Origin of the sequence: Streptomyces sp. H27-H1, assembly GCF_026627445.1 — a bacterium.
Lineage (GTDB): Bacteria > Actinomycetota > Actinomycetes > Streptomycetales > Streptomycetaceae > Streptomyces.
Genome location: NZ_JAPNLJ010000014.1, coordinates 58,849 through 72,375, shown reverse-complemented (window position 1 = coordinate 72,375; position 13,527 = coordinate 58,849). Strand labels below are relative to the sequence as shown.

The window sequence follows — 13,527 nt, the reverse complement described above, 5'->3', positions numbered from 1 at the left end:
GTCCGGGAGCGGCCCGGTGTCCCACCCGCCAGACAGACCCCCCTCTCCGGACCTCGCACGCAACACACGCACGTGCAACTCCCCATCTCTCCCGAAGGCGGAAGGACGGCATGCAAGTGGGACCACTACGAAGAGGAAGACGACGCCTGCGAGGGCTGGTCGTCGGGATCGTGACCACGGGGCTCCTGTCGGTGGCCGGTCTGACGGCCGGCACGGCTGCGCCGGCCGCCGCGTCCGCTGCGGGCGCCCCGGCCGGCGACGACTGGCTGCACACCTCCGGTAACAAGATCGTCGACAAGAACGGCGACGAGGTCTGGCTCACGGGCGCGAACTGGTTCGGGTTCAACGCCGGTGAGCGGGTCTTCCACGGCCTGTGGTCGGGCAACATCACCGACATCACCAAGTCGATGGCCGACCGCGGGATCAACCTCGTCCGGGTCCCGATCTCCACCCAGCTTCTCCTCGAGTGGAATAACGGCCAGGCCACCGTTCCGTCCGGCGTCAACAACTACGCCAACCCCGAGATCGCCGGCAAGACCTCGCTGGAGATCTTCGACTACTGGCTGGCCCTGTGCAAGCAGTACGGCATCAAGGTCATGCTGGACGTCCACAGCGCCGAGGCGGACAACTCCGGTCACGTCTACCCGGTGTGGTGGAAGGGCACGGTCACGACCGAGCAGTTCTATGCCGCCTGGGAATGGGTGACGGCCCGCTACAAGGCCAACGACACCCTGGTCGCGATGGACATCAAGAACGAGCCGCACGGCAGGGCGAACGAGACGCTCCGGGCGAAGTGGGACAGCTCGACCGACCAGGACAACTTCAAATACGCCTGCGAGACCGCGGGCAAGCGCATTCTGGCGATCAACCCGAACGTCCTGGTGCTGTGCGAGGGCATCGAGGTGTACCCCAGGGCCGGCGCGAGCTGGTCCTCCACCACCGCGACCGACTACTACTCAACCTGGTGGGGCGGCAACCTGCGCGGCGTCCGCGACCACCCGGTCGACCTCGGGGCCGACAGCGACCAGCTCGTGTACTCCCCGCACGACTACGGCCCGCTCGTCTACGCCCAGCCCTGGTTCACCGGCGACTGGAACCGCACCACCCTGGAACGGGACGTGTGGGACCCCAACTGGCTCTACCTGCACAAGGAGAACAAGGCCCCGCTGCTGATCGGCGAATGGGGTGGATTCCTCGACAACGGGCCCAACGAGAAGTGGATGAAGGCCCTGCGGGACCTCATCGTCGAGCACCGCATCCACCACACCTTCTGGTGCCTCAACCCCAACTCCGGAGACACCGGCGGCCTGCTGCTGGGCGACTGGAAGTCATGGGACGAGGCGAAGTACGCCCTCCTCAAGCCGGCCCTGTGGCAGCACGGCGGCAAGTTCGTCAGCCTCGACCACGAGGTGCCGCTGGGTGGTGCCGGAAGCACTACCGGCATCAGTCTGGCCGACGTGTACGGCGGCGGCGAACCGGACCCGACGGACACCACCGCGCCGACCGTACCGGCCGGGCTCAGCGCCACCGCGAGGACGGCGAACAGCGTGTCGCTGTCGTGGACGGCTTCCTCGGACAACGTGGCCGTGACCGGGTACGACGTGTACCGGGGCACGGTGAAGGTGAACGCCACTGTGGTGACGGGCACGACGTACACGAACACCGGCCTCGCACCGTCGACCGCCTACAGCTACACCGTGCGCGCACGGGACGCGGCGGGCAACATGTCGGCGCCCTCGGCGGCGCTGACCGTGACCACCGAGGCCGGAGGCGGCGGAGGCGATCCCACGGGCGCACTGAAGGTCCGCTACAAGAACAACGACAGCTCGGCCACGGACAACGCCGCCCGCCCAGGGCTCCAGGTCGTCAACAGCGGGACCACGTCCCTCGATCTGAGCACCGTGTCGGTCCGGTACTACTTCACCCGTGACGGCGGAACCCCCTCCGTCAGCGCGTGGTGCGACTACGCCGCCATCGGATGTGCGCAGGTCAAGCTCAAAACGGTCCCGCTGTCCACACCGGTCGCGGGCGCGGACACCTACCTGGAGGTGACGTTCGCGGGGGGCTCCCTCGCGGCGGGCGAGGACACCGGTGACATCCAGCTGCGGATGAGCAAGCCGGACTGGTCGAACTTCAACGAGGCCGACGACTACAGCCGCTCGACGGCCACCTCGTACGCCGACGCTCCGAAGATCCCCGCCTACACCGGAACCACTCTCGCCTGGGGTACCCCGCCAGCCTGAGCGAGCGCGCCGGCCCGGGACAGCGGCCTTAGCCCGGCGGCACGGCAGAGAGCGTCCGCCGTGCCGCCGGTCGCACTGTCCGGGCAGAAAGCGTGACGGGGGCCCGGGGACGCGACCCCGCGCGGGCCCTCGCCGCGGCCGGTGTCGTGGGTAAGACGCTGGCCGTCCTCCGGGGCAGCGAAAAGGTGTGGGGAACCACAGGACGCGCGGGAAGGAGTGCCACCCATGATGTGCGGTACCGAGCTGTGGAATCGGCACGCGGAAGCCGCCGTACGCGACAGGGCGAGGACCGTGGACGACAGCGCGAGCACGGCCAGCAGGCCCGGACCGTGACGCTCACGGAGGCGCGCCGTCGGAGTCCGGCCGGAGCTGTACGCGTGCGTGACGTCGCGGCCGGATGCCCTATTCGACTTGTGTGACGCGCTGCTGTGGACCGACGGACCGGTCCGCACCCTCGTGGATCTGGCGCTCGCGCCGGAACACCGGCGCGGGCACGGCGCCTTGTACTCCGGGATCAACCAGGGCCGGATCGACGTCGCCCGCTTTCGTCGCGCTCTGGCGGCCGCGCCGCTGCCCCGGGCGAGCGACGGCCGCTTGGTCCTGGCCGTGGACGTCTCCTCGTGGCTGCGGCCGGGCGCAGCCACCAGCTCAGACCGGTCCTTCCGCCACACCTTCGGCCGCGGCCTGGGCAAACACCAGATGGTCCCTGGCTGGCACTACTCGATCGTCGCCGCTCTTGAGTCGGGCCGGACCTCATGGACGGCCCTGCTGGACGCGATCCGGCTGGAGCCCGGCGCCAACGTGGCCGCAGTCACCGCCGATCAGACTCGCGACGTCGTTGAACGCCTCATGCACGCCGACCAGTGGCGGGAGAGTGACCCGGATCTCCTAGTCGTGCTCGACGCCGGATACGACGCACCCCGCATCGTCCATCTCCTCGCCGACCTGCCCGTCGCGGTGCTGGGTCGGCTCCGTTCGGACCGGGTGATACGCAAGCCTGTTCCGGTGCCGTGGATCTGCCCGCCGCAGGACGGGCGCCCACCCAAGTACGGCGGCGAATCCGTCGCTTCGACGTGGAGCACACCCTCCGGCTCCTCAAGCAGACGCTCGGCTGGACCCGGCCGAAGCTGCGGGACTCGGCGGCAGCCGACCGCTGGACCTGGCTCGTCCTGGCCGCGCATGCTCAGCTCCGCCTGGCTCCCCTCTCGCACGGGATCTGCGACGGCCGTGGGAGAGGCAGGGGGAACCGAACAGACTCACCCCTGCCCGGGTCCGTCGCGGTTCAGGAACCGGGCGAAGACGGGCACGCCGGCCGGTGCACCGAAACCCGCCCGCCCTGGTCCCGGCCGCTCGCTCGGCTCAAAGAACCGGCGGCCAGCCACCCGCTACGACGTCGGACGAGTCCTCGCCACCGGGGAGGCGTACAGCCGCCCTGCCCACCACAAGAAGGGGACGAAGCCGCGACGAACGGACTGAGCTGCAAGTCAGGTGCCGCGGCGCGATCGTCTCCGGCAGGATCACCCCATGACGTTCTACAGAAAGGCCCATGCCGCGTAGACGGCCCGGGCGTGTCCGTGCCGAGCAGCGGCCGAGGCACACCTATCAACCCTTTATCGCTGGCCTGTCCGCGCCTGCTCTTGCCGAAGTTGCCAGGGTCGAGAGGCGCCGGAACTATCTGTGGCCTGCCGTCACGGCCGAGTCCGTCAGGATCTGGCGAGGATTCGTGCAGGACCCGTACCGCAACCTCTGGAGTGAGTACGAGGACGGCGGCCGCGGTGTGTGGGAACGGACCTCGCGATCGTCCGGCTCGCTATGGCGGTCTGTGACAGTTCGGAATCGTCGGCTACGGCCGGTCGTTGGCGCAGCCTCATCGCGTCCTCGTACTGCCGCAGAACGGGTGATGCGTCGACCATGCGCCAGACCGGCGCGCCGCTGTCCGCCGTGCAATGCCGCACCAGTACCTGGATCTCGCGGCGCAGTGCGGGGATGAGCGGCTGCTGCGGCGCCCGGCCGGTGACCCGCGCCCCTGGACTCCGACGGGCCGGCAGCTCCCACGTACACCATTGCGCACTCCGACCTGAGCATCCGAGCCCTTCGCGGCAAGATCGCCGCTCCGCGTCGAACTCATTCCGGATGTCACTCTCCGTCGACGCCGGGACGGGTGCAGGCCGGGGCGCGCCATGTTCCGGCTCCAGGCGTTCACGCAACGCGGATTGTCCGCTCGCGCTCACACCGCGCCGCGCCCCCTCACCTTCCTCCCTGTCTCCTGCCGGGCAGGTCAGCTGTTCCCCACTGGCGGCACCGCCCGGCAACGAAGCCGATCGCCATCCGTGTGGGTCTTCCTTCGAAGGTGCCCGCACCGATGCACCGACTCACACGGGCTCCCCCTGCGTCACCGAACGTATTCGATCCGCATGCCGCGGACAGGGCCCGACGCGGCCACCCCGCACGCGAACGCGAACGGTCCCGGACCGATGGCCGGACACCTTCGCGGGGCGTCCATACCGGGCCCGCGAAGCCATCGTCTCCCTCCGGAACCGGCGCCCCGGCGCGCGGCACACCTCTTCGGTTGGCGTCAACCGCGTCCAGAGGGAGGCACGTTCAACTTGTGGCGGTGTTAACCCCCTCGTAAGGCAGTTGTGATTTAAGCCTTGACACGTGCCTCTCATCGCGTCACTTTGGGAGCGCTCCCACAAGGGTGACTCGCACATTCCGCTCCCTCCCCTCTCCCCAGCACCGGGTGGCGAAAGGGCGTGACGGGGGGCGCATACGCGCTCCCCGCCACGCTCCACGCCACCCGGCAGAGGAAGGCGTTTGTCATGAGCTCGGTGAAGCGTTGTAGACCCACCAGTACCCGAGGGCTCCCGGCTCTCCTGATCGGCGCCCTCATCCTGACGGGCGGGTCGGCGACCGCCGCCCAGCAGGACACGTTGCATGAACTGGCCGCGGCCCAAGACACGCTGCATGAACTGGCCGAGGCCCAGGGCAAGTACTTCGGCTCCGCCACCGACAACCCGGAACTACCCGATGCCGCCTACTCGGCCATCCTGGGATCCGAGTTCGGGCAGATCACCCCCGGCAACTCCATGAAGTGGGACACCACCGAGCCCGTCCAGGGCCAGTTCAACTTCGCCAAGGGCGATGTGATCACCGAGTTCGCGGCGCAGCACGGGCAGACCGTGCGCGGCCACACCCTGGTCTGGCACAGCCAACTGCCGGGCTGGGTCGGCGCTCTGCCGCCGGCGCAGGTCGAGGCGGCGATGACCCGCCACGTCACCGAGGAGGCCACGCACTATCGCGGCGCGGTCACCGCGTGGGACGTGGTGAACGAGCCGTTCAACGAGGACGGGACCTTCCGCACGAGCCCCTTCTACACCGCCATGGGCCGCGACTACATCGCCACCGCCCTGCGCGCCGCCCGTGCCGCTGACCCGGACGCCGAGCTGTACCTCAACGACTACAACATCGAAGGGCTCGGCGCGAAGAGCGACGCCATGTACGCCCTGGTGCGCGAGCTGCTCGACGAGGGCGTGCCGCTCGACGGCGTCGGGATGCAGGCTCATCTGGCCGTCCAGTACGGCTTCCCGTACCAGATGCGGGCCAACATGCAGCGGTTCGCCGACCTCGGTCTCGATGTGGCCGTCACGGAACTCGACGTGCGCATGCAGCTGCCGGCCGACACGGCCAAGACCGCCACGCAGTCCTCGTACTACCGGCAAGTGGTCGAAGCCTGCCTGGCGGTCGAGCGTTGCGTCGGTCTCACGGTCTGGGACTACACGGACAAGTACTCCTGGGTGCCGAGCGCGTTCCCCGGTCAGGGCGCGGCCAATCTGTACGACGAGAACCTGCTGCCGAAGCCCGCCTACTCCGCCGTACGCACGGCTCTGGGCGGGGAGGACGACGGCGGGGAGGGCGGCGAGCCAGGGGTGCTCAAGGCGCAGTACCGGAGCAACGATTCCTCGGCGCGCGACAACCAGATCAAGCCCGGTCTCCAACTCGTGAACACCGGAAGCGCGACGGTCAGCCTCTCGGACGTGAAAGTCCGGTACTGGTTCACCTCGGAGAACGGCGCCTCCGCGTACAGCACGTGGTGCGACTGGTCCCCGATCGGCTGCTCCACCGTGACCCACAGGGTGGTCGCCGCAGGTGTCCCGAAGACGGGCGCCGACCACTACCTCGAAGTGGGCTTCCGCAGCGGCAGCCTGGCCCCGGGCGCCTCCACGGGCGAGATCCAGCTGCGGCTGAACAAGGCGGACTGGTCGAACTTCGACGAGTCGGACGACTACAGCCACGGCAGCGGCACCTCGTACGCGGACGCCTCGAAGATCGTCGTCTACGTGGGTGGCGAGCAGGCCTGGGGCATCGAGCCCTGACCGCCGGACGACCCGCCTTCCACCACCGTCTCACCGACGCACCGAAGGTCCCCGTCCCCACCGACGGCGCCCTGACGGGAGCAGTGGCCCCCGACCCCGGGCCACCCGCTCCCGGTCCACACCCCCACGAACCGTCTGCGGGGAGCACCCGCAGGCGCACGAGAGGAGCACGGAGCCGCAATGAGTACCAGAGGAACCACCTCGCACGGGCTACGCCGGAGACTGGCCGCAGTCTCCGCGATGGCCATGGGCGCGGCGCTGGCCGTCGTCATCCCCGCTCCCGCCTCGGCGGCGGCACGGGTCGACAACCCCTACGTGGGCGCCACGGCCTACGTGAACCCCGACTGGTCCGCCAAGGCGGCGGCCGAACCGGGCGGCGCCGCCATCGCCGACACGCCGGCCTTCGTCTGGATGGACCGCATCGCGGCCATCGAGGGCTCGGCCCAGGCGATGAGCCTGCGCGAGCACCTCGATACGGCGCTGGAGCAGGGCGCGAACCTGTTCCAGGTCGTCATCTACGACCTGCCGGGACGGGACTGCGCCGCGCTGGCGTCCAACGGTGAGCTCGGGCCCACCGAGCTCGGCCGCTACAAGAACGAGTACATCGACCCGATCTCCGACATACTCGCCGATCCGGCGTACGCGAACCTGCGCATCGTCACGATCATCGAGCCCGACTCGCTTCCGAACCTGGTCACCAACGCGGGCGGCACGGCCGGTTCGACCGATGCCTGCGCGACGATGAAGGCGAACGGCAACTACGAGAAGGGAATCGGTTACGCGCTGCACACCCTGGGCGCCATTCCCAACGTCTACAACTACATCGACGCCGCGCACCACGGCTGGCTGGGCTGGGACACCAACATGGGCCCGGCCGCCACGGAGTTCAAGAAGGCCGCGACGTCCGAGGGAGCCACGGTCGCCGACGTCTCGGGCTTCATCGTGAACACGGCCAACTACTCGGCGCTCAAGGAGCCGAACTTCAAGGTCACCGACTCGGTGAACGGCACCACGGTGCGCCAGTCCAAGTGGGTCGACTGGAACTACTACGTCGATGAACTGTCGTTCGCCCAGGCGCTGCGTACCCGGCTGGTGACCGAGGGCTTCAACCCCAACATCGGCATGCTGATCGACACGGCCCGCAACGGCTGGGGCGGCTCCGCGCGGCCCACCGCCGCAGGCCCCCTGACCAGCGTGGACACCTACGTCAACGGCGGCCGGGTCGACCGGCGCATCCACGCCGGCAACTGGTGCAACCAGAGCGGCGCGGGCATCGGCGAACGTCCCACCGCCGCCCCGGAGCCCGGCATCGACGCGTACGTCTGGGCCAAGCCCCCGGGTGAGTCCGACGGCAACAGCGCCCCCGTCGAGAACGACGAGGGCAAGGGTTTCGACCGGATGTGCGACCCCACGTACACCGGTAACGGCCGCAATGGCAACAGCATGACCGGCGCCCTGCCCAACTCCCCGCTCGCGGGCCACTGGTTCTCCGCGCAGTTCCAGGAGCTCGTGCGCAACGCCTACCCGGCGATCAACGGCGGGGGCGGCGGGGGCGACACCCAGGCGCCGACCGCCCCGACCGGCCTGACGTCGGCCGTGAAGACCAGCAGCAGCGTCTCGCTGTCCTGGACGGCGTCGACCGACGACACCGGCGTGAGCGGCTACGACGTGTTCCGCGCCGGTGTGAAGGTGGGCTCCTCCAGCACGACCTCGTACACCGACTCGGGCTTGGCGGCCTCGACCGCCTACAGCTACACGGTCAAGGCCAAGGACGCTGCAGGTAACGTCTCTGCGGCCTCCAGCGCCTTCTCGGTCACCACGTCCGCGGGCGGCGGCACCGGGACGGGCGCGCTCAAGGTCCAGTACAAGAACACCGACTCCTCCGCCACCGACAACCAGATCCGGATGGCCCTCCAGCTGGTCAACACCGGCAGCGCCGCGGTGGACCTGTCCAATGTGAAGCTGCGCTACTGGTTCACCCCCGAGGCCGGGGCCTCCACCTTCGGTACCTCGTGCGACTACGCGGTCATCGGCTGCGGGACCCTGACCCACGCTGTCAGGACCGCCGGTTCGGCAGCCGGTGCCAGCCACTACCTGGAGGTCTCCTTCGGCAGCCGCACCCTGGCCGCCGGCGCCTCCACCGGTGAGATGCAGCTCCGGCTGAACAAGAGCGACTGGTCCAACTTCAACGAGGCGGACGACTACAGCCGTTCGACCAGCACGTCCTTCACCGACGCGGCGAAGATCGGCGCGTACGTGAACGGCACCCTCTCCTGGGGCACCGCCCCCTGATCTCCCGCAACCCATGTCGCGGTCTCCCAAGAGGGCCGTCGGCCACCAGGCCCGGCATGACGGTGTCCCCCTGTCGATCGGACGACCGGGGGGCGCCGTCACCGGCCGGAAGGTGGGAGCGCTCCCAATATGTTGTGTCCGCTTCGCTCGAGGAGGAACACCATGAAACGCATCTTGGCCTTACTGACGGCCTGCGCGATGATCCTGGGCGTCCACGCGTTGCTCAGCAGCCCGGCGGCCGCGGCCGCCGGATGCCGCGTCGACTACACGGTCACCAGCCAGTGGCAGGGGGGTTTCCAGGCCGGGGTGAAGGTCACCAATCTGGGAGACTCCGTCAGTGGGTGGATGCTGAAGTTCGCCATGCCGGACGCAGGGCAGAAGCTCGGTCAGGGTTGGAACGCCACCTGGTCGCAGTCCGGTTCCGCGGTCAGCGCCGCGAGCCTGGACTGGAACCGCACGCTGGCCACGGGTGCGGTCGCGGACCTGGGATTCACGGCTACCTCCACGGGCGCCAACCCGAAACCGACGGCGTTCACGCTCAACGGTGTCGCCTGCACGGGCTCCACCGGTGAGCCGACGCCGACGCCGACGCCGACGCCGACGCCGACGCCGACGCCGACGCCGACGCCGACGCCGACGCCGCCGACGCCGACGCCGGCGCCCACGCCCACACCGCCGACCCCGGGCAGCGACACGCCCGTGGACGTCAACGGACAGCTCCACGTCTGCGGCGTGCACTTGTGCAACCAGTACAGCCGGCCCGTTCAGCTACGGGGCATGAGTACGCACGGCCTCCAGTGGTTCGGCAAGTGTTACAACCCCGCCTCTCTGGACGCGCTGGCAAAAGACTGGAAGTCGGACCTGCTCCGCATAGCCATGTACGTGCAGGAGGGCGGCTACGAGACCGACCCCTCGGGCTTCACCAGCCGGGTGAACAGCCTCGTCGACCAGGCCGAAGCCCGCGGTATGTACGCCTTGATCGATTTTCACACCCTCACACCTGGGGACCCGAACTTCAACATCGACCGGGCGAAGAACTTCTTCGGAGCCGTCGCAGCACGTAACGCCGACAAGAAGAACGTGATCTATGAGATCGCCAACGAGCCCAACGGCGTGAGCTGGACGGCCATCAAGAACTACGCCGACCAGGTCATCCCGGTCATCCGGGCCGCCGACCCGGACGCCGTGGTCATCGTCGGTACCCGCGGCTGGTCGTCGCTGGGCGTCTCGGACGGCTCCAACGAGAGCGAGATCGTCAACAACCCCGTCAACGCCACCAACATCATGTATGCCTTCCACTTCTACGCCGCGAGTCACAAGGACAACTACCGCACCACGGTGAGCCGGGCGGCGTCGCAACTGCCCCTGTTCGTCACCGAGTTCGGAACGGTGAGTGCCACCGGCGGCGGAGCGATGGACCGCACGAGCACCATGGCCTGGCTCGACCTGCTCGACCAGCTGAAGATCGGCTACGCCAACTGGACCTACTCCGACGCCAACGAGAGCAGTGCCGCGTTCCGGCCCGGCACCTGCAGCGGCACCGACTACAGCTCCAGCGGTGTGCTGACCGAGTCCGGGGCCCTGGTCAAGAGCAGGATCAGTACCCCTGATTCGTTCCCCACCAGCTGACCCTTCCCCCCCCATCATTACGCCCTCGACGGGGCTCTGGTCCGAACCGGAGTCCCGTCGAGGGGTTCGGGAGTGCTCCCAGTCCGTACGGGGGGACCGGACCCCGCCCCCCCTGTGTCCGGACGGCCGGAGTTGTTCCCGTCCTTCTCACCCCCCCTCGGCCCCCTCGGAGGTAGACATGCGCGTCCTCTCTCTGCGATTACTGCCCCAGCCCTGGACGGTGGTCCTCACCACCCTCGTAGTGCTGGCGTCCGGCTTCACGGCGATGTCCGCGAGTGGAGCCGAGTCCGGTTGCCGAGTCGATTACACGGCGAACAAGTGGACCGGCGGCTACACCGCACAGATCAAGGTCACCAACCTCGGGCAGGCGCTCAACAGCTGGCGCTTGTCCTGGACGTACGCCGGCGACCAGCAGGTGACGTCGGCGTGGAACGCGGCCGTCACCCAGACCGGCACGTCCGTACTCGCCGTCAGCACGAGCTGGAACGGCGCGCTGGCCACGGGAGGCACCGGCGAGTTCGGGCTCCAGGGCACCTGGCGGACCTCCGACCCCGCGCCGACGGACTTCGCCCTCAACGGCGTGTCCTGCGGCGGCAGTCCGCCGATCCCTCCGCCGACGACACCTCCGCCCACCATGCCGCCCCCCACCACCCCGCCGCCCAGCGCGGACTGCGGGAGCGCGGTGATCTGCTCCGACTTCGAGGACCAGACCGGCTCCGTCCCGTCGGGCGCCTGGCGGGTGACCGCACCCGACTGCCAGGGCACCGGCACGGTCGCCGTCGACACCGCGATCGCGCACAGCGGGAGCAGATCGCTTCGGATCGCCGGCCGGGCGGGCTACTGCAACCACGCCTTCGTGACCGCCACCGCGGACCTGTCGTCCGTCGGCCCGGTGCTGTACGTGCGCGCGTGGGTCCGGCACACCACCGCGCTCCCCGCCGCCCACGTCACCTTCCTCTCCCTGCCCGACGCCTCACAGAGTGGGCGGAGCCTGCGCGTCGGGGGGCAGAACGGCGCGCTGCAATGGAACCGGGAGAGCGACGACGCCACTCTGCCGGCCCAGAGTCCGACCGGTGTGGCGCTGAGCGGGCCGCTGCCGACGGGGACCTGGCAGTGCCTGCGCCTCGCGATCGACACACGGGCCGTCGGCCTCGACACGTGGCTCGGCGACGAGCGGATTGCGGGCCTGCACGCCGACGGCGTCCCCACGCAGGACGTCGACCAGCAGTGGCTCGCACGCACCGTACCGCCCCGGCCCACTGCCCTGCGCCTGGGCTGGGAAAGCTACGGGACGGGCGATGACACCCTGTGGTTCGACGACGTGGCCGTGGGGTCCACCCCGATCGGCTGCTGACGGCTCACCCGCGGCGCCGGCATGGCGTCGGCAGGACGTGTCCTGCGGGTCTTTGCCTCCTGTCCGACGTGGTCACAGGTTGCTCGGGTGACCGGTTGCCGGACTGTCGGACGGCGGACAGACGGCCGCTGCGGTTGCCGGTCACCCGCCTTGCCCCCCGGGAGGCCATCGGCGGCGGTCTCGCGGAATCCGAGCATGGCGGGTCGCGGCCTCCGGGCGCGGCGGCCCCCGCCGGGTGCTTCAACTGGCCTACTGTGACGCCAAGTTGGATCAAGAAGCCCCACCTACCCCCTCTGATCAGGGACTTCGAAAGTGCTTCGACAATGTCCCTTCCCCGGGGTTGTCACGGGTATGGGTCGACTCCTACAGTCCCGTCCGAGTCAAGGTATGGGAGCGCTCCCATCTTCGGGGGAGTGGGAGCGCTTCCGCTCTGCGCACGCGAATCCGGTTGACCCTCCGAAGGAGGCCCCCTCATGCGACCGTCACCGCACCGCCCCCGCACCGTCCGCGCACTGTTCGGCGCCCTACTGACCGCACTCACCACCGTGGCCGCCCTCCTGGCGGGCGCGTCGGCGGCCCAGGCCGACACCACGCTCTGTGAGCCGTTCGGATCGACCACGATCCAGGGGCGCTACGTCGTCCAGAACAACCGCTGGGGCACCAGCGCCACCCAGTGCGTCACCGCCACCGACACCGGATTCCGGTTGGCCCAGGCCGACGGCTCGGTGCCCGTCAACGGCGCCCCGAAGTCTTACCCGTCGGTGTTCAACGGCTGCCACTACACCAACTGCTCGCCCGGCACGAACCTCCCGGCGCAGATCAGCACCGTCTCCAGCGCCCCCAGCTCCATCTCCTACGGCTACGTCTCCAACGCCGTCTACAACGCCTCGTACGACATCTGGCTCGACCCGACACCCCGGAAGGACGGCGTCAACCGGACCGAGATCATGATCTGGTTCAACAAGGTCGGCTCCATCCAGCCCATCGGCTCGCAGGTCGGCACGGCGACCGTGGGCGGGCGCACCTGGCAGGTGTGGACCGGCAGCAACGGCTCCAACGACGTCATCTCCTTCGTCGCCCCTTCGGCGATCAGCAGCTGGAGCTTCGACGTCATGGACTTCGTCCGGCAGACCATCTCCCGCGGCATGGCCCAGAACACCTGGTACCTGACGAGCGTCCAGTCCGGCTTCGAGCCCTGGCAGAACGGCGCCGGGCTCGCGGTCAACTCCTTCTCCTCGACCGTCAACACCGGCGCGGGTCCCGGCGACCCGGGCGATCCCGGGACCCCCGCGTCCTGCAAGGTCACCATGGCCACGAGCGTGTGGCAGGGCGGCTACACAGCCGACGTCACGGTCACCAACAACGGCTCGTCCGCGGTCGACGCCTGGAAGCTCGCCTTCACCCTGCCCTCCGGACAGGGGATCACCAACGTCTGGAACGCCACCGTCTCCCCGTCGTCCGGGTCCGTCACGGCGAGCGGTCTGGCGCACAACGCGCGGATCGCGGCGGGCGGGAGCCAGACGTTCGGCTTCCAGGGCACCTACACCGGTAGCTTCGCCAAACCGTCCGGCTACAGCCTGAACGGCGCCGCCTGCACCACGGGGTGAGCCGGCGGTGTTCGCGGGAGCGACAGCGC

6 protein-coding genes and 2 pseudogenes are annotated in these 13,527 nt (G+C 69.3%); 7 read left to right on the top strand and 1 reads right to left on the bottom strand.

Translation table 11 applies throughout. The features are described from left to right. Positions 1 to 170 precede the first annotated feature (170 nt). Both OTB20_RS17375 and OTB20_RS17370 read left to right on the top strand, forming a co-directional pair. Positions 171 to 2,243: a cellulase family glycosylhydrolase gene (locus OTB20_RS17375; protein WP_267818527.1), complete on the top strand. Its 2,073-nt coding sequence runs from the start codon at positions 171 to 173 to the stop codon at positions 2,241 to 2,243. 369 nt (positions 2,244 to 2,612) lie between these two features. Next, a pseudogene (locus tag OTB20_RS17370) lies at positions 2,613 to 3,719 on the top strand (transposase). Between the two features lie 308 nt (positions 3,720 to 4,027). On the opposite strand, the pseudogene OTB20_RS17365 reads toward OTB20_RS17370, so the two are convergent. Beyond that, a pseudogene (locus OTB20_RS17365) lies at positions 4,028 to 4,261 on the bottom strand (TetR/AcrR family transcriptional regulator); the annotation flags it as partial. 801 nt (positions 4,262 to 5,062) lie between these two features. Here OTB20_RS17365 and OTB20_RS17360 point away from each other — a divergent pair. The 5 genes from OTB20_RS17360 (at position 5,063) to OTB20_RS17340 (ending at position 13,498) form a co-directional block, all read left to right on the top strand. Then, a complete protein-coding gene (locus tag OTB20_RS17360) occupies positions 5,063 to 6,616 on the top strand; it encodes an endo-1,4-beta-xylanase (protein WP_267818524.1) in 1,554 nt (517 codons plus the stop codon). Between the two features lie 180 nt (positions 6,617 to 6,796). Further along, on the top strand, positions 6,797 to 8,908 hold the full coding sequence (locus OTB20_RS17355; protein ID WP_324290387.1) for a glycoside hydrolase family 6 protein: 2,112 nt from the start codon (positions 6,797 to 6,799) through the stop codon (positions 8,906 to 8,908). A gap of 162 nt (positions 8,909 to 9,070) precedes the next feature. Next, on the top strand, positions 9,071 to 10,537 hold the full coding sequence (locus OTB20_RS17350) for a cellulase family glycosylhydrolase (RefSeq protein ID WP_267818523.1): 1,467 nt from the start codon (positions 9,071 to 9,073) through the stop codon (positions 10,535 to 10,537). A 178-nt stretch (positions 10,538 to 10,715) separates the two neighbouring features. Further along, the gene (locus tag OTB20_RS17345) at positions 10,716 to 11,891 is read left to right on the top strand and encodes a cellulose-binding domain-containing protein (protein ID WP_267818521.1); all 1,176 of its coding nucleotides are present in this window, start codon (positions 10,716 to 10,718) and stop codon (positions 11,889 to 11,891) included. Between the two features lie 473 nt (positions 11,892 to 12,364). After that, positions 12,365 to 13,498 carry a GH12 family glycosyl hydrolase domain-containing protein gene (locus OTB20_RS17340; RefSeq protein WP_267818520.1) on the top strand — a complete coding sequence of 378 codons (1,134 nt, stop codon included), beginning with the start codon at positions 12,365 to 12,367 and terminating at the stop codon, positions 13,496 to 13,498. The last annotated feature ends 29 nt before the right edge of the window (positions 13,499 to 13,527 follow it).